12 protein-coding genes and 1 pseudogene are annotated in these 17579 nt (G+C 58.0%); 7 read left to right on the top strand and 6 right to left on the bottom strand.

The features are described 5' to 3' along the window. Window positions 1–265: 265 nt before the first annotated feature. Window positions 266–2449, bottom strand: coding sequence for a DNA helicase II (gene uvrD, locus CKW19_RS10905; protein WP_095057895.1), 2184 nt, complete (start codon window positions 2447–2449; stop codon window positions 266–268). A 256-nt stretch (window positions 2450–2705) separates the two neighbouring features. Between uvrD and CKW19_RS10900 the strand changes: the two genes are divergently transcribed. The 3 genes from CKW19_RS10900 (at window position 2706) to CKW19_RS10890 (ending at window position 6987) form a co-directional block, all read left to right on the top strand. Then, complete coding sequence (locus tag CKW19_RS10900; RefSeq protein WP_095057894.1) at window positions 2706–5579, top strand: EAL domain-containing protein; 2874 nt, start codon at window positions 2706–2708, stop codon at window positions 5577–5579. Window positions 5580–5713: 134 nt separating this feature from the next. Further along, on the top strand, window positions 5714–6580 hold the full coding sequence (gene hexR, locus CKW19_RS10895; RefSeq protein ID WP_007954250.1) for a transcriptional regulator HexR: 867 nt from the start codon (window positions 5714–5716) through the stop codon (window positions 6578–6580). Between the two features lie 200 nt (window positions 6581–6780). Then, window positions 6781–6987: a PA3496 family putative envelope integrity protein gene (locus tag CKW19_RS10890; protein WP_095057893.1), complete on the top strand. Its 207-nt coding sequence runs from the start codon at window positions 6781–6783 to the stop codon at window positions 6985–6987. On the opposite strand, the gene CKW19_RS10885 is transcribed toward CKW19_RS10890, so the two are convergent. Continuing rightward, window positions 6929–7891, bottom strand: coding sequence for a LysR family transcriptional regulator (locus CKW19_RS10885; protein ID WP_095057892.1), 963 nt, complete (start codon window positions 7889–7891; stop codon window positions 6929–6931). The genes CKW19_RS10890 and CKW19_RS10885 overlap by 59 nt on opposite strands. A 190-nt stretch (window positions 7892–8081) precedes the next feature. On the opposite strand from CKW19_RS10885, the gene CKW19_RS10880 reads away from it, so the two are divergent. Together CKW19_RS10880 and oadA are read left to right on the top strand one after the other, a co-directional pair. Further along, window positions 8082–9497: an acetyl-CoA carboxylase biotin carboxylase subunit gene (locus tag CKW19_RS10880; protein ID WP_008045577.1), complete on the top strand. Its 1416-nt coding sequence runs from the start codon at window positions 8082–8084 to the stop codon at window positions 9495–9497. 11 nt (window positions 9498–9508) lie between these two features. Next, complete coding sequence (gene oadA, locus CKW19_RS10875) at window positions 9509–11317, top strand: sodium-extruding oxaloacetate decarboxylase subunit alpha (protein ID WP_095057891.1); 1809 nt, start codon at window positions 9509–9511, stop codon at window positions 11315–11317. An 83-nt stretch (window positions 11318–11400) separates the two neighbouring features. On the opposite strand, the gene CKW19_RS10870 is transcribed toward oadA, so the two are convergent. Continuing rightward, window positions 11401–13851: an autotransporter outer membrane beta-barrel domain-containing protein gene (locus CKW19_RS10870; protein ID WP_095057890.1), complete on the bottom strand. Its 2451-nt coding sequence runs from the start codon at window positions 13849–13851 to the stop codon at window positions 11401–11403. A 403-nt stretch (window positions 13852–14254) separates the two neighbouring features. On the opposite strand from CKW19_RS10870, the pseudogene CKW19_RS10865 reads away from it, so the two are divergent. Beyond that, window positions 14255–15416, top strand: a pseudogene (locus CKW19_RS10865) (HipA domain-containing protein). Further along, window positions 15413–15691 carry a helix-turn-helix domain-containing protein gene (locus CKW19_RS10860; protein WP_095057889.1) on the top strand — a complete coding sequence of 93 codons (279 nt, stop codon included), beginning with the start codon at window positions 15413–15415 and terminating at the stop codon, window positions 15689–15691. Before CKW19_RS10865 ends, CKW19_RS10860 begins: the two are co-directional and overlap by 4 nt. Window positions 15692–15753: 62 nt before the next feature. On the opposite strand, the gene CKW19_RS10855 is transcribed toward CKW19_RS10860, so the two are convergent. The 3 genes from CKW19_RS10855 to CKW19_RS10845 are packed head-to-tail and all read right to left on the bottom strand — an operon-like array spanning window position 15754 to window position 17521. Beyond that, entirely contained in the window at window positions 15754–16425 is a 672-nt protein-coding gene (locus tag CKW19_RS10855; protein WP_095057888.1) for a GNAT family N-acetyltransferase, read from the bottom strand. 17 nt (window positions 16426–16442) lie between these two features. Further along, entirely contained in the window at window positions 16443–16889 is a 447-nt protein-coding gene (locus tag CKW19_RS10850; RefSeq protein ID WP_095057887.1) for a GNAT family N-acetyltransferase, read from the bottom strand. Window positions 16890–16891: 2 nt separating this feature from the next. After that, complete coding sequence (locus tag CKW19_RS10845; RefSeq protein WP_095057886.1) at window positions 16892–17521, bottom strand: FMN-binding negative transcriptional regulator; 630 nt, start codon at window positions 17519–17521, stop codon at window positions 16892–16894. Between the last annotated feature and the right edge of the window lie 58 nt (window positions 17522–17579).

The following is a 17579-nucleotide window of genomic DNA, read 5'->3' as shown; positions in this document are numbered from 1 at the left end:
GCACGCGCGCCATGTTGCACAGGTGAAGTGTTACTGGCTAGCGGCAGAGTGTTTCCGGCTTTTGCCTGACAGGTTGAGTTCAGCTCTGTCGGCGCAAGTGGGCCCGTGTACTTTGGGCTGTAGGACTTGTGATTTAGTTCGGAAGGAAATGATCCCTGTAGGAGCGATCTTGCTCGCGAAAAAACCAAGGGCAGCGCGTTCATTAAGAAAAACGCGCCATCGTTGACGACCTTCGCGAGCAAGCTCGCTCCTACAGAAAGTCTTGTTATATGGCTTCCAGCTTGGCGTAACCCAGCATCAACCACTTGCTTCCTTCGCTGAAGTTCACCTGTACCCGCGCCTGAGCGCCGGCACCTTCGAAGTTCAGGATCACGCCATCGCCAAACACCGAATGCCGTACAGTCTGGCCCAGGCTGAAACCTGTATCCGGAATGGCACTGCCGCCGAACAGGTTGCCGCCACTCATCGACTGGTTGCCACTGAACGGACGACTGACGCTATTGGAAAGCCTTACTTCCTGAATCAGACCTTTCGGCACTTCGCGTACGAAGCGTGAGACCTTGTTGTAGGTTTCACTGCCGTACAGGCGTCTGGTTTCAGCATAAGTCATCACCAGGTTCTGCATGGCCCGGGTAATGCCGACGTAGGCCAAGCGACGTTCCTCTTCAAGACGGCCGGGTTCTTCCAGGCTCATCTTGTGCGGGAACAGGCCTTCTTCCATGCCGACGAGGAACACGTAGGGGAATTCCAGGCCTTTGGCGCTGTGCAGGGTCATCAACTGAATGCTGTCTTCGTGCTCGTCGGCCTGGGTATCACCGGCCTCCAGCGACGCATGACCGAGGAACGCCGCCAGTGGCGTCAGGTCTTCGTCCTCTTCGCTGTTCTCAAAGTTGCGCGCGGCGCTGACCAGTTCCTCAAGGTTTTCTACCCGGGCCTGGCCTTTCTCGCCTTTTTCCGCTTCGTGGTAGGCAATCAGGCCAGACTGCTCGATGACCGTCTGGGTCATCAGGTGCAGCGGCATGTCCATGCACTTGGCGGCGAGGTTTTCGATCAGCTCGATAAAGGCGCCCAGGGCACCCGCTGCACGACCGGTCAGGCCCTTATTGGCCACCAGCAAGCGCATCGCTTCCCACATCGACACATCGCTATGACGGGCATGATCGCGAATAGCCTCGACGGTTTTTTCGCCAATGCCACGGGCTGGCACGTTGATCACTCGCTCAAGCGCGGCATCGTTGCCCCGGCCTTCGAGCAGGCGCATATAGGCCATGGCGTTTTTGATTTCCGCCCGTTCGAAGAAGCGCTGACCGCCATAAATGCGGTACGGAATGCGCTCGCGCAGCAAGGCTTCTTCCAAAACGCGCGATTGGGCGTTGGAGCGGTACAAAATCGCGATATCGCTACGGGAAAGTCCGGTTTTCAGCGCACTTTCGATGGTTTCGACAACGTAACGAGCTTCGTCGTGTTCATTGAACGCGGCGTACAGGTTGATCGCTTCGCCGTCGCCGCCATCGGTCCACAGTTCTTTGCCCATGCGGCCAGTGTTGTTGGCGATCAGGGCGTTGGCGGCTTTGAGAATGCCGGCCGTAGAGCGGTAGTTCTGCTCCAGACGAATGGTCTCGGCATCCGGGAAGTCGTCGGAATACTGGTAGATGTTCTCGATTTTCGCGCCACGCCAGCCGTAGATCGACTGATCGTCGTCGCCGACCACCATGAGGCTGTCGCCACCTTTGGCCAGCAGGCGCAACCAGGCGTACTGCACGGCGTTGGTGTCCTGGAACTCGTCGACCAGAATGTGCCGGAAGCGTTTCTGATAGTGCGCCAGCAGGCCTGGGTGATCGCGCCACAGGTCGAGGGCGCGCAACAGCAATTCGGAGAAATCGATGACGCCCGCACGCAGGCACGCGGCCTCGTAGGCTTCATAGATGCTGCGCATGGTGGCCAGGAACAGATCGCCGCTGGCTTGAATGTGTTGCGGGCGCAGACCTTCGTCTTTCTGCCCGTTGATGAACCATTGGGCCTGTCGGGCCGGCCAGCGTTGCTCGTCCAGACCCAGTTCGCGGATCACCCGCTTGACCAGGCGTTGCTGGTCGTCGCTGTCAAGAATCTGGAAGGTCTGGCTCAGGCCGGCTTCCTGCCAGTGCGCCCGCAGCAAGCGGTGCGCCAGGCCGTGGAAGGTGCCGACCCACATGCCGGCCGGGTTGATACCCATCAACTGCTCGATGCGATGACGCATCTCGGCAGCGGCCTTGTTGGTGAAGGTCACCGACAGGATGGAGTGGGGCGAGGCGTTTTCGACCTGGATCAACCAGGCGATACGGTGCACCAGCACTCGGGTTTTACCGGAACCAGCACCGGCCAGGACCAACTGACGACCCACGGAGGCAGCTACGGCCTGGCGTTGGGCATCGTTGAGGGAGTTCAGCAGAAGGGAGAGATCATCGCGCATCGGGGCATTCTAGGGGGCGGCGACACACCGGGCAAACTTCGCTTCGCTTTTGCCGATGAAAGATCGTTCGGGACGACCGGTCAGTCATTGGCCGCAAGCGTTGACGGGACACGCTCATGGTCTTTTCAGGGGGATCGGGGGGCGAGAATTTTGGCGAATTATTGATCAGATGCAGTTTGGTCCAGGCCCCTGCTTGTGTATGCTCCGTCGACGTTTCGGGCCCATGCTCATCATTATAAGAACAAGAACATTGCCTATGACCCTCAGCTCCGACCTGTCGGGCCCCACTGTGGAGCCCCGGGTTATCCGCAAACAGTACGTCCTGGAAATGGCGGTCGAACGCACGCGCCTGCTGTATCAGGGTTCCTTGTTGCCCACTTTGTTCATGCTGATCAATGGCCTGGTGTGTGCCGGATTGCTCTGGAGCCCGCAGCGCTATTTTCTGGTCAGTGTGTGGTTGATCTGGTTGTTGTCGCTGGTGGCCCTGCGGGTCATTCAGGTCGCCGCTTTTGACTCGGCCATTCCTCACCGTCAGGCCAATCCAATCTGGCGTCGCATGTTCTTGCTCGGTTCGGGCCTGACCGGGCTGACCCTGGCCGGCGCCGGTATCGCCCTGGTACCGGCCGATAACTTCATCCAGCAAGCCTGGGTGTTCGGCCTGATCGGTGCCGCAGCGCTCTCGGCCAGCGTGGCCTACGCGGTCAGCTTGCCGGCCTTCCTGTCCTTTGTCTTGCCCTGCCTGTTGCCGGCCATTGCCTATATGTTTTGGGGCGGTGACGAACAACAGCACGGCTGGGGATGGTTTGGCCTGATCCTGCTCGGCGCGTTGAGCGTAGTGGCCTGGCAAGTCAATCGGGTGATCGATCGTGGACTGTTACGGCGTTTTCAGAACCAGGCGCTGATCGAGCATTTGCAGCAGGCTCAAAACGACAGCGACCAACTCAATCAGAAGCTGGCCCAGGAAATCGACCAGCGCCGACGGGCCGAGGATGAACTGCGGCAGATTCAGATCGAACTGGAAAGCCGTGTCGCCCAGCGCAGCCTGGAGCTGGACGCGGCCAATCAGGCCTTTAGCAAAAGTGAGGCGCGTCTGGCGCTGGCCTTGAAAGCCAGCGAACTCGGGTTGTGGGACTGGAACCTGCAAACCGATGAAGTGCATCACACGCAGATTCAAGAGTTGTTCGGGCTCGAGCCCGATCACGTGACCGCGATGCTACGCCACCTCAAGCCGCGCTTGCACCCCGACGACCTTCCGGCCCTGCGGCGAGCACTGGTCGAGCATTTGAAGGGGCGCAGCGAGGATTATCAGGTCGAGTACCGTGTGCGCCATGGCGCGGGTCATTGGGTCTGGATCGAGGACCGAGGGCGAGCGGTAGAGCGCAGCGCAAACGGCCGGGTGATCCGCATGGTCGGGACGCGCCGCGACATCAGCGTCAGCAAGGCCATGGAAGAGCAGCAGCAACTGGCAGCGACGGTGTTTGAAGCAGCCAGCGAAGGCATCGTGATTTTCGACCCCCAATACGCGTTGCTCGCGGTCAACCAGGCCTTTAGTCAGGTGACCGGTTACGACATCGAAGAGATTCTTGGGCGCAACGTGGTCGAGTTGCCGTGCAGCCGCGACGCACGCCGTCATTACGCAACCATCCATCAGGCGCTGGAGCAGCATGGCAGTTGGCAGGGAGAACTCGTAGAGACCCGTAAAAACGGTGAAATGTATCCACAATGGCTGCAGCTGAATATGGTTCGCGATCCTCGGGGAAGGGTCAGTCATATTGTCGGCTTCTTTGCTGATCTCTCCGCAAGGCGCGAATCTGAAGAACGCATGCGATACCTGACCCATTACGACGAACTCACCGGGCTGGCGAACCGGTCGCTGTTCCGTGAACGGCTCAGCGAGGCGCATCAACGGGTGCGCCAGGGCGGTTATCGCAGTTTGGCGTTGCTGCATATCAATCTGGACCGCTTCAAGTTACTCAATGACAGCCTGGGCCATGAAATCGCCGACCAGTTGTTACAGAAGATGGCCCGTCGCCTGGTCAACGCGCTGCCGGAGGCCGACACCATCGCTCGGCTGTCGGGCGATGAGTTCGCCGTGCTGTTCAACTCTTACGGCAACCTCTCGAGCCTGGCGCGGGTGGCGACACGATTGGCAACCAAACTGCGGGTACCGATCGCGGTCAATGGGCATGAGTTGGTGATCAGTGCCTCCATGGGCATCAGTCTGCTTCCAGACAACGCCCGGGAAATTTCGGCACTGGTCAATCAATCGAACATGGCCATGCAACATGCCAAACATTTGGGCGGTAACAATTTCCAGTTCTATACCGACAGCTTGCAGGCCAGCACGATGGAGCGTTTGAATCTGGAAAACCAGCTGCGTAAAGCCATCGAGGAGCAGCAGCTCAAGGTGTTTTACCAACCGAAACTGTGCCTGGCCACGGGGCGGCTGAATGCTGCCGAAGCACTGGTGCGCTGGGATCATCCGACCATGGGGCGGGTGCCGCCAGGGGACTTTATCGGGCTGGCCGAAGAAACCGGGTTGATTGGTCCGATTGGCGAATTTGTGTTGCGCCAGGCCTGCTGGCAAGCCTGCGATTGGCAGCGCCAAGGGCTTGAGCCGATTCGGGTGTCAGTCAATTTGTCGGTGTATCAGTTACGCCAAGGCAAGCTGGTCAGTCTGGTGCGTCAGGTGCTGGAAGAAACCGGGCTGGCGCCGCACTTGTTGGAGTTGGAACTGACCGAAAGCCAGTTGCTGGACAACGTCGAGCACATCATCGCGACGTTCCAGCAGTTACGTGATCTTGGGGTGAAACTGGCGATCGATGATTTTGGCACCGGTTACTCGTCCTTGAGCTACCTCAAGCGCATTCCTGTGGACTACGTGAAGATCGATCAGGCGTTTATCCGCGGACTGGGGGAGGGCACGGCAGATTCGGCGATCACCCGCGCGATCATCGCCATGGCGCATGGCCTGTCATTGAAGGTGGTGGCTGAAGGCGTGGAGCGAGAGGAGCAGCTCGAGTTTCTGAGGAAAGAGCGCTGCGATGAGGTTCAGGGGTATTTGATCAGTCGGCCGGTCGAAGCGAGGGATCTGGCCGTGCTGTTAGATATGAGTGAAAAGGCCCTGTAGGGCTACATGGAGTGTACGACGCGTGAAATGGGGACATCGAGTTACGCATTGAGCAGGCAAAAAGCCGATTCATGTAGTATAACTACAAGCGTGCTACATCCCCGGCACCTGCCAATAACAAAGAGTCCAGCCCTTTGAATCTGCTGCAACACATCGCCCAGTCTCGCCACCTGTTACGCAAGTCGGAGCTCAAGGTCGCTGACCACGTGCTGCTCGATCCTGCGGCCGTGATGCACAGTTCCATGGCCGACCTGGCCCACAGCGTGGGTATCAGTGAACCGACCATCGTGCGTTTTTGCCGTGCCATCGGTTGTTCCGGGTTTCAGGACCTGAAGCTGAAACTTGCCCAGAGCCTCGCGGCGGGTGCGAGTTTCGGGCAGTTCGCGATCCACGAAGACGATTCGGTCGCCGACTACAGCCTGAAGATCTTCGACACCACCCTGCATACCTTGATGGAGGTTCGCGAGAAGCTCGATCCGCTGGAATTGCAGCGTGCCGTGACGTTGATGTCCCAGGCGCAGCGTGTCGAGTTCTACGGTTTCGGCGCTTCCGGCGCGGTAGCGGCAGACGCCCAGCACAAATTTTTCCGGTTGCTGCTGACGGCGGCGGCGTATTCCGACCCGCACATGCAGGCGATGTCGGCGGTGACGTTGAAGCCGACCGACGTGGCGATCTGCATTTCCCAGTCCGGACGTTCCAAGGATTTGCTGATCACCGCTAACCTGGTGCGCGAAAGCGGCGCTTCGTTGATCACGCTATGCCCGAGCCAGACACCGTTGGCCGAGCTGTCCACCGTCAACCTGGCGATCGACGTGCATGAAGACACCGAAATCTATACGCCGCTGACGTCGCGTATCGCCCACCTTGTGGTGATCGATGTGCTGGCGATGGGCGTCGCCATGGCGCGTGGCCCGAGCCTGGTCAACCACCTCAAGAGCGTGAAGCGCAGTCTGCGCAGCTTGCGGTTGTCGCCCAAGTCGGTGAAAGCGCTGGACGACTGACGTCGTCGTAAGGTCGTTCCGACCTTAATCGCGAGCAGGCTCGCTCCCACCTTTGACCCGATCTCCTGTGGGAGCGAGCCTGCTCGCGATGGCGTCCTCGAATACGCAGCAATTTTCATCAGCCTGTAACACCCAAGCCGCCAAACCGTCATCCCCCACGCCTATCTTGAAACTCCCGTACTCGCCTTGGGAGACTCGAAATGGCCCCTTACGAAGAACGCAACAGCGCTGTCAAAACCCGTCGTCAGCAAGAAGATCAGCGCCGCATGGAATTTCGCCGCGCCATCGAAGATCGCTGTGAACGCCGCCAGCTGTTGGCCGAAATTGGTGACTTTCCTGAATTGGAACTCAATTTCTGGCAGGCATCGCCCTCGACTTCCCGTCGAAACGCTCAACCAGCGCGCTGATCTGAATTCGTTCGCTACGAATAAACGCAAGGAAGGCGTGAGCCACGGGTGACAGGCGTTTTGCCTTGGCCTGCACCAGACACCAACTGCGCATTAACGGAAGCTCTTCGACCGGTAATTCGATCAGTCCGCCGGTTGCCAACTCAAGGTTCAGGGCGTGGCGCGTCAACAGCGCAACGCCCAGGCCTGCCAACACACACTCGCGCTGGGCTTCGGCCGATGAGACTTCCTGAGTCTGGTTGAAGTGCACACGTTTCTCTTTGAAGTATTCTTCGCAGGCGAGCCGCGTCCCGGAACCGGGTTCGCGCAGCAGCAATGTGTAGGGCTCCAGATCCTGCAAGCGCAACGGTCCCAGATGACACAGTGGATGATTCGGAGGCGCCACGGCGACGATCGGATTATTGAGGAAGGGCAAGAATTCCAGCCCCATGTCCTGCGGCACCATGGACATGATCACCAGGTCGTCGCGATTGTCCGACAGGCGTCGAATGACTTGGCCGCGATTGACTACAGTCAGTTGCAGGTTCACTTCCGGGTGCTGGCGTTTGAATGCGGCAAACAGGTGCGGCACGAAATACTTGGCGCTGGATTCCACCGCCAGTTTCAATTGCCCCTGCAACGAGCCCTGCATGTCCGACAGCTGCATGTCGAGGTTTTCCAGGCGCCCGAAAATGTCCCGACTGGCCCGCTGTAACGCTTCAGCGGCTTCGGTCATGTAAAGCTTTTTGCCGACGTAATCGAACAATGGCTGACCGACCAGCTCCTCAAGTTGACGAATCTGTAGGCTGACGGCAGGTTGTGTGAGTGACATTTCGTCGGCTGCGCGGCTGTAGGAACGTAAATCGCAGACCTCGTTGAAAATCTGCAATTGACGCAATGTCAGGCGCATCAATGACTTACGCATTATGTAGGCGCTCGCGTCGCTGGGGATGCCTCAACTATAAGTCTTTACTTATGCATGACCCAATAATTATTCATTTTTGTTAATCCCTTGTGCACGCTAGTGTGGACCTGCGACTAAATTGAAACATTTGGTCACGCGTCGACCTGGGTCTAGCAGGTCGTGGGTACCACCGGCTCAAGGGAAACTCCAAGTGATAACAAAGATCCTGATCGCCAACCGTGGTGAGATTGCCGTACGAATCGTACGTGCCTGTGCCGAAATGGGCATTCGCTCGGTCGCGATCTACTCCGACGCCGACCGTCATGCTTTGCACGTTAAACGTGCAGATGAGGCCCACAGCATTGGTGCCGAGCCGCTGGCTGGCTACCTGAACCCGCGCAAGCTGGTGAACCTGGCGGTGGAAACCGGTTGCGACGCACTTCACCCAGGCTACGGCTTCCTTTCGGAAAACGCCGAACTGGCGGAAATCTGCGCCGAACGCGGGATCAAATTCATCGGTCCATCGGCTGAAGTGATTCGCCGCATGGGCGACAAGACTGAAGCTCGCCGCAGCATGATCAAGGCCGGCGTGCCGGTCACTCCAGGCACCGAAGGCAACGTGTCGGGCATCGAAGAAGCCCTGACCGAAGGCGATCGCATCGGTTACCCGGTGATGCTCAAGGCCACCTCCGGTGGTGGCGGTCGCGGCATTCGTCGCTGCAACAGCCGTGAAGAACTCGAACAAGCATTCCCGCGCGTCATTTCCGAAGCCACCAAGGCCTTCGGTTCGGCGGAAGTGTTCCTGGAAAAGTGCATCGTCAATCCGAAGCACATCGAAGCGCAGATCCTCGGCGACAGCTTTGGCAACGTGGTTCACCTGTTCGAGCGTGACTGCTCGATCCAGCGCCGCAACCAGAAGCTGATCGAAATCGCCCCGAGCCCGCAACTGACCCCGGAACAGCGCGCCTACATTGGTGACCTGTCGGTGCGTGCAGCCAAGGCCGTGGGTTACGAGAACGCCGGCACCGTGGAGTTCCTGCTCGCCGAGGGCGAGGTGTACTTCATGGAAATGAACACCCGGGTGCAGGTGGAACACACCATCACCGAAGAAATCACTGGCATCGACATTGTCCGCGAGCAGATTCGCATTGCCTCCGGCCTGCCGCTTTCGGTGAAACAGGAAGACATCCACCACCGTGGTTTCGCCCTGCAATTCCGGATCAACGCCGAAGACCCGAAGAACAACTTCCTGCCGAGCTTCGGCAAGATCACCCGTTATTACGCACCCGGCGGCCCCGGTGTGCGCACCGACACAGCGATCTATACCGGCTACACCATTCCGCCGTACTACGACTCGATGTGCCTGAAACTGGTGGTGTGGGCGCTGACCTGGGAAGAGGCGATGGACCGTGGCTTGCGCGCCCTCGACGACATGCGTCTGCAAGGGGTCAAGACCACCGCCGCGTACTACCAGGAAATCCTGCGCAACCCGGAATTCCGTAGCGGCCAGTTCAACACCAGCTTCGTTGAAAGCCACCCTGAACTGACCAACTACTCGATCAAGCGCAAACCCGAAGAGCTGGCCCTGGCCATCGCCGCCGCCATCGCCGCCCACGCAGGCCTGTGAGGAATAGAATAATGAGCAAGCAAATCCACGTTACCGACACAATCCTGCGCGACGCCCACCAATCGCTGCTCGCGACCCGCATGCGCACCGAAGACATGCTGCCGATCTGCGACAAGCTCGACAAAGTCGGCTACTGGTCGCTGGAATGCTGGGGCGGCGCAACGTTCGACGCCTGTGTACGTTTCCTCAAAGAAGATCCGTGGGAGCGTCTGCGCCAGCTGCGCGCCGCGCTGCCTAACACTCGCCTGCAAATGCTGTTGCGCGGTCAGAACCTGTTGGGCTACCGCCACTACAGCGACGACGTGGTCAAGGCCTTCGTCGCCAAGGCAGCTGTCAACGGCATCGACGTGTTCCGCATCTTCGACGCCATGAACGACGTGCGTAACCTGCGCGTGGCCATCGAAGCCGTGAAAGCCGCCGGCAAACACGCCCAAGGCACCATCGCCTACACCACCAGTCCGGTGCACACCATAGAGGCCTTCGTAAACCAGGCCAAGCAAATGGAAGCCATGGGTTGCGACTCGGTGGCGATCAAGGACATGGCTGGCCTGCTGACCCCGTACGCCACCGGCGAGTTGGTCAAGGCTCTAAAAAGCGAGCAATCGCTGCCCGTGTTCATCCACTCGCACGACACCGCTGGCCTGGCCGCGATGTGCCAGATGAAGGCCATCGAAAACGGTGCCGATCACATCGATACCGCGATCTCCAGCTTCGCTTGGGGCACCAGCCACCCGGGCACCGAATCGATGGTCGCCGCCCTTAAAGGCAGCGAGTTCGACACCGGCCTGAACCTGGAGCTGTTGCAAGAGATCGGCCTGTACTTCTACGCCGTGCGCAAGAAGTACCACCAGTTCGAAAGCGAATTCACTGCCGTCGACACCCGTGTTCAAGTCAACCAGGTGCCGGGCGGGATGATTTCCAACCTGGCCAACCAGTTGAAAGAGCAGGGCGCACTGAACCGCATGAGCGAAGTGCTGGCTGAAATCCCGCGTGTTCGTGAAGACCTCGGTTTCCCTCCTTTGGTGACCCCGACTTCGCAAATCGTTGGTACCCAGGCGTTCTTCAACGTTCTGGCCGGCGAGCGCTACAAGACCATCACCAACGAAGTGAAGCTGTACCTGCAAGGCGGCTACGGCAAAGCGCCGGGCATCGTGAACGAACAACTGCGTCGCCAGGCCATCGGCAGCGAAGAAGTGATCGACGTTCGCCCAGCCGATCTGCTCAAGCCGGAAATGGCCAAGCTGCGTGCCGACATCGGCGCTCTGGCCAAGTCTGAAGAAGACGTGCTGACCTTCGCCATGTTCCCGGACATCGGTCGCAAGTTCCTCGAAGAACGCGCGGCTGGAACCCTGACACCTGAAGTGCTGCTGCCGATTCCGGAAGCCGGCAAGGTGGCTTCGGCGGGCGGCGAAGGCGTGCCGACCGAGTTCGTCATCGACGTTCACGGCGAAACCTACCGCGTCGACATCACCGGTGTGGGCGTCAAGGCCGAAGGCAAGCGTCACTTCTATCTGTCCATCGACGGCATGCCGGAAGAAGTGGTGTTCGAACCGCTCAACGAATTCGTCGGTGGTGGTGGCAGCAAGCGCAAGCAAGCCACTGCACCGGGCCACGTCAGCACCACCATGCCGGGCAACATCGTTGATGTGCTGGTCAAGGAAGGCGACACCGTCAAGGCTGGCCAGGCTGTGCTGATCACCGAAGCGATGAAGATGGAAACCGAAGTCCAGGCTGCCATCGCCGGTAAAGTCACCGCCATTCATGTGGCCAAGGGCGACCGGGTCAACCCGGGCGAAATCCTGATCGAGATCGAAGGCTGATTTAACAGCCTCGATACAACGCTTTAAACCTCGGGGGGGCATGTGCTCCCCTTTTTTTCGTCCGGGATTTGTGGAGACGGTTTTTAGAAGGTCATCCGCCACTGAGCCGTTGCGCCATGGTCTCGGCTGTCGGTTGCCATCTCGCCATTTACGCCGACGCCCAGCGTCTGTCGCGCCGAAAGCCCCAACTCCAGCCCCGCGTCCACCATCAGGCTGTCCCGATCCAGCGGCGCACCGGAAACGGTGTACTTGCGACCACCCGTGATCAACCGTTGGCGGGTTTCTGTGGCGATCTCTCCGTAGGTATGTTTCCAGCTGGCACTGAACCGTGGCGTCAGTTGCATGCCGTTATCCAGGGTATTGATCTTCGCCAGTCTCAGACCAAAGGTGCTGTTGAGGTTGTTCTGTTCCTGACCATCGACCTTCAACGCCGCCGCGCCGCCTTTTTCCGTGTAGCCATTGCGCTGATAGCGTTGGTAGCCAAGACCTGCGAAGGGCTCAATGCTGGTGTTAGCCCGGCCGAGGTTATAGCCCACTTCTGCAAACGCCTGCTGGGTGCTGGAATCGTACTGACCTTCCAGGCGATCACTGAAACCCTTGAAGGCTACGCGGCGTTTTGTGCTGCCGTCGTGGTTGCTGTAGGTCGCGCCGAGACGCAGAGACATCGGACCGTTCTGACGCAATGCATAGGCCCCCAGATGCCAGCTATCGAGATCACCGTCGAGTTCTCGGCTGTCCATGCGCGTTTGGGATTTGCCGCCGATCAGGCCGATGCGCCACTCGTGGTCGACGGCCCAATCCGTCCCCATGACCAGACCTTGGGTGGAGTGTTTCAAGGTATCGAAGTCACGATCCAGTTTTCCGCCATGTCCCAATGCCTGGAGCCAGACGCGGCCATTGGCTTCGTTACCGGCCGCCAGTTGAGGTGCTCTTTTCCGGCCACCAGAAGCGGCGGCACTGTTCAGTTGGCGCATGGCCGCGAGCATCGAGGCGCTCACGGGAGCGTCGCTGTTCAACGTCACTTTCGCGAGGTTGGGGATGCTGCCGCCGGCCAGTTGTTCGATGGCGTAGGGCGCAGTTTTTTTGTCGGTGGCGAGTAGGGCTGCGACAGCTGCGTTCGTTGGAGTAGCCGTTTTGGGCGCAGGGCTCGTGGGATTTGTCGCAGGCGTTGGTGCCGGGGTTGTCGGAGCTGGATTGGCGGCAATGGTTGGCATTGAAGGGGTGGTCGGCGTCTGCGCTGCGATGGATGCAGTGTCGATTTCGGTCGTACCGGCAGTTACCTCTGAAGTGATGGCGACATTATCGGGTGGCAAATGCGCTAAAGGCTCTGATGGAGGCAACGTGGCTGGCGTTGAATTGGCCAATGCTGGTTCGTTGTCGGTCGGCGCTGCAGAGGGGGCTGGAGTTTGCGCTGTAGTCGGTGATACGGCGGGAGTCTCGACAGTGTCTGCCTCTTGATTGTGAACTACGAAATCCGGGGGCACATCGTCATCAGAGAGCAGGAGGCTCGGTATGTCTTGGTTTTCTTCAATGCTTTCAGCGAGGTTTCGGCCATTATCGTTGGTTGCGAAGATCGCGATTGGTTCGCCATTACGTTCGAAGGTCAGCCCGACCGATTTTGCGAAGCGACGGGGGGTTGCTTTCATGTACGCCAAATCGTTTTTAATGACGCCGAATTCACCTGTGATGCTACCGGCCTTGATGATTGTGTACTGTCGGTTTTCCAGATAATTACCCGGTAGCGCGACGACTTTGAGCGTTGCGCCTTCGATGTTGGCGTTACCGCTGACCTTGATCGTTTCCCCGCCACCGTCGGGAGAGACTTCGTAGGCAAGTACCCCGATGTCAGAAATAACCAGGTCACCTTTGACCCGTGGAGCACCGTTCAATTTATCGACGTTCAGCTGACCGGAGACATCCAGGCTCCCAACACTGCCAGCACCTGCAAAACTGCCCCCCTTCATGACGATCACATCGCCCTTGATATCGCCCTTGTTGAAGAGACTGCCACTCACTAGCGCGCTGCCTTCGACTTTTCCATTGTTGGTCAGGGTGCCGCCTTGCTGTACGAGTACGCCTTGTTTGAAATCCCCCACACTGTTCAGCAACCACGTTCCTTGTGTGACATACAGGCCGTCAAAGTTACGAGTATTGCCCAATTCGCCGCCGCCCTCAGCTGCAGCAAGTTGTATGACGTTTTCGCCTTTACCCCCATCGACCCGGCCTTCAAAGCTAGCTCCATTCCTGATGATGAGGAGGTCATCGCTGTCGCCCAGTTTCAGGGATACGCCTTTTGTTGCAGGGTGAGCCGAATCAACTTCCTTGAGCACCGTGGTATCAGCGGTGATAAGGGCCTGGAGCCTGCCGATGAGGTCTGTCTCTGGAACCTTACCTTGGTGCTCGACCATTTCGCCGGGGATTGTCGGTTCAATGTCATTGGTTGGCTGTTGGGCACTTGAGTATTCAGTGCAACCCAATGCCAGTGCTATGGCGAGTGCCAGATATTTGGGCCGGAATCTGTGTTGAATGTGCATCGAATTTGGTCTCGGTTTAAATGAGGCCAAACTCTAAAAGAGGGGCTATAGGCGCCGATGTCAGCTGCTTCCGGCACCTTTGAAAGACGTATCAGATCGTCGTGTAGAAAATGACTGATGACTTGAGAAGGGCAGTTTTTATCCCTTTGATCTGACGTATTTTCTTACAGCAATTCGAGATGTGCGCGGCTATCGCAGCTCAAAGAGCAGGTCTACCGTACTGCTCGTGCAGTATTCAATACCAAAGGTGATCTGCATTGTTTTGCGTAATTCTCGGCACAAGTTACGCAGGTCTGCATTTTATTGCGTACTTTCTAGTTTTTCACGATTGAGAATGCACTATATTGCAGTTCATGGTTCGGGCGCTGCACAACAATGTGCATTTAGATGCAGGTACCGCTTTATGTACGATCTGACCTTACAAATCTATGAAGCCGGGAACTGGCAGGACGCTATGGTTTTGAGCTTCGACAGTCCTGAAAAAGGATTCGAAAGTCGATGCAGCTTTGGTTATGCGCAAACCTATCTTTTTGATAACTATGAGGACATCGGCACGCCATTCGCCAAAGCGGTGAGTGCGAGGTTTCCCTTGGATTGGGATGGTCGGAGATCCAACGCACCGGCATTTGTGCATGACATTGCACCTGCCGGTGCGGCCAAAAGGTTTCTTCTGGCGCGCATGGGGCGAGACAAGCCTGTTGATGTGGGTGCTGACCTTTTCTTGTTGGCCAGAAGCACTCCGGCGCCGATCGGGAACATGCGGGTAAAAGAATCCGCTGAAGCGATGGACCAACGTGAGTCGATGGGGTTTGAACGGCAGGACGTTATTAGTCGCGATAATCGGTTTCTTGAGTATGCCTATGAGCAGGGTGCTGCCATTGGCGGTGCTACGGGGGCTGGTGGTGAGGCACCGAAGCTATTGTTGACCCAGAACAAGGCAGGTCTTCTTTACCCTGATGCAGCGTTCTGACCGCCATGTAAACCAAACAGGTGTCGAGCGCTTTGCCGTGGAGTCCATCTACTCGCTGGCAAACATCACTACACCGGGTAGTGCTATGGATCACATGGAAGTTATCCGGTTATTGGCAGGGCTTTGGCGTGAAGCGGGGCAGACGGAGCAAATTCCTGATCTTGTAGCCGATTACTTGCGTCGGGATTTGCTCAACAAAATCCTCGGTAACTCGGATAACCATGGGCGCAACATCGCAATTATCCGTGACGTGGCTTCGTTTCGCCTGGCACCGATCTACGATCTGGCGCCTATGGTGATGGACGATGAAGGTATTACTCGGTCTACCAAATGGCCAAAGAATTTAGAACGAGCGGGAGACGTCGATTGGCGTGGTGTGTGCCGGGCAATATCCAACATCGACAATCCGAAAGACCCGTTGGCAGGGTTGAGTGATTTGCAAGACTCTTTTGAGCGCCTGCGTGAAGATGCCAACCATTTTATGGCTCTCCCGGACATCCTGGCAGCGGGCGGATTACCTGAAGTAACCATGAATCATCCGCGAATAGCATTGAAGAATCTGGAGCAACGTTTGAAAGACTGGGGCTTGAAATGAGCATGACCGTTGCCGAGCGCACTTTGCTCATAGAAAGTATTCAAGAGGCGTTAGCTCAAGGCACGCTTGAAGTTGGCGAAGCGGTTCGCCGATTGCGCGTTGAAATCACCGGTCTGCACCAGACGCAATTCGCGAAGATGTGCAAAATTTCGGTACGGACGCTGGTGCATATCGAGCATGGAGAAGGGAATCAGACGCTTAAATCGTTGAATGCTGTATTCAGACCATTCGGATTGAAGATGGGTGTGGTGCGAATTCGGCGTGAATTCAGCTGATCTCTCAAAGATCGCAGTCTTCGGCAGCTAGCTCTCTCGAAGTCTGCGATCTCTCAGGAATCTTATCCTCGGCACTCCACAAGGCCTTTCACCTGCCCGGACGCCGTCTGATTCTCATCGCTCAACCACGTTTCAAACCCGGCGCCAATCGCAGGCCATTCCGAATCCAGAATTGAATACCACGCGGTATCACGGTTCTGTCCCTTGACCACCATGTGTTGTCGGAACACCCCTTCAAAACTGAAACCCAAACGCTCGGCGGCGTATTTGGAGCGGGCGTTGGCGTTGTTGCACTTCCATTCCAGGCGACGATAACCCAGGGCGAAGGATTCCTTGGCGAGCAGGTAAACCGCTTCGGTGCTTTTCGGTGAACGTTGCATCGGCGCGCCGAAAGTGACGTGGCCGATTTCGATGCGGCCTTGGGCCGGGACAATCGACATCAGGCTGAGGATGCCTTGTACATCGCCGCTCGCGCGGTCAATGACGGCGAAGAAGTACGGGTCGCTTTGGGTCGCGTGGTTGTTCAGCCAATCGTTGAATACGCTGCGCTCCGGGAAGGGGCCGTAAGGTAAGTAATCCCACAGTTTCGGGTCGGCGCCCGGGCCTTGCAGGGCTTTGAACAAGCCGTCGCTGTGGCGCGCCGGGTCGAGTCTTTCCAGGCGGACGAAGCGCCCTTCGATCAGTTGAACGCTAGGTGCCGGGACGCCTTTCCAGTCGGCGAGTGAGGTCGACATATTGCTCTCCTTGAACTTTAAATGGCTTTGCGAAACTGGATGAGCCCGGGGCGTTCGGCGATGCGCTCGTAGAGCTGGATCGCGGTCGCGTTGGATTCGTGGGTCAACCAATGGACCTTGCTGCAGCCGTCGGCCTTGGCCGTGGTGTAGACGAATTCGATCAACTGGCGGCCGACGCCGGTGCCGCGGGTTTCTGGCGCTACCAACAGGTCTTGAAGGTAGCAGGAATTTTCGATGGCCCAGTTCGAGCGATGGTAGATGAAATGCACCATGCCTACCGCTTTGCCATCGGCCCAGGCGAGGGCGGCGTGGGTCGGTTCGCTCGGGTCGAGCATGCGCTGCCAGGTGCTTTGGGTGACAGACTCCGGCAATTCGGTTTTATAGAAGGCCAGGTAGGCCTGCCACAGCGGCAGCCAGGCAGCGTGGTCGTCGGCGCTGACCTGGCGGATTTCGATCTGACTCATGTTCATTCCTTGGGCATCAAATGGGCGCAGGTCTGGTCGTGGACGTCGGGGCTGGCGCTCAACCCTTCACGCACGCCGGCGATGTCGGCGGCATTGCGGTTCTGGCTGAGCTTGCGTTTGCCTTCCAGGCGCTGGATCGGCAGGGCAAACCCGACGATAGCCTTGAGCATCCCTTCAATGTAGTCGGCGGGTGCATCGGCGACTTTCCATGGCTGGGCGCGGCTGGCTTCATGACGGTCGGTCAGGGCGCTGACCAGCTTGAGCAAGCGCTCGGCGTCGGTGAACACTTCAGCACTGCCGTAAGCGTGCACGGCCACGTAGTTCCAGGTCGGTACGACTTTGCCGTGTTCAGCTTTGCTCGGGTAAAACCCGGGGCTGACGTAGGCGTCGGCGCCGGCAAAAATGACCAATGCTTCAGCGCCGTTTTGCAGCTCCTTCCATTGCGCATTGGCTTTGGCGAAATGACCGTACAGCGTTCCGTTCGGCCCTTGCTCGGCATCAAGCAGTAGCGGTAGATGGCTAGCCTGCAGGCCTTGCTCACCGTGGGTGACCAGCAAGGCGAGGCGGGTGCCGAGTATCTGTTGCTGCATTTCCTGCAGGTCGTCGATGGCGAAGGCTTTTGGCGTGTACATGGAAATTTCCCCTTGGCGAATGCTTGCATCCTAGGCAGGATATTGGTCTGGTGTAAGA

Origin of the sequence: Pseudomonas sp. Irchel s3f7 (assembly GCF_900187615.1) — a bacterium.
GTDB lineage: Bacteria > Pseudomonadota > Gammaproteobacteria > Pseudomonadales > Pseudomonadaceae > Aquipseudomonas.
Note: the sequence above shows the minus strand (reverse complement) of the source record. Positions and strands in the feature narration are given on the sequence as shown.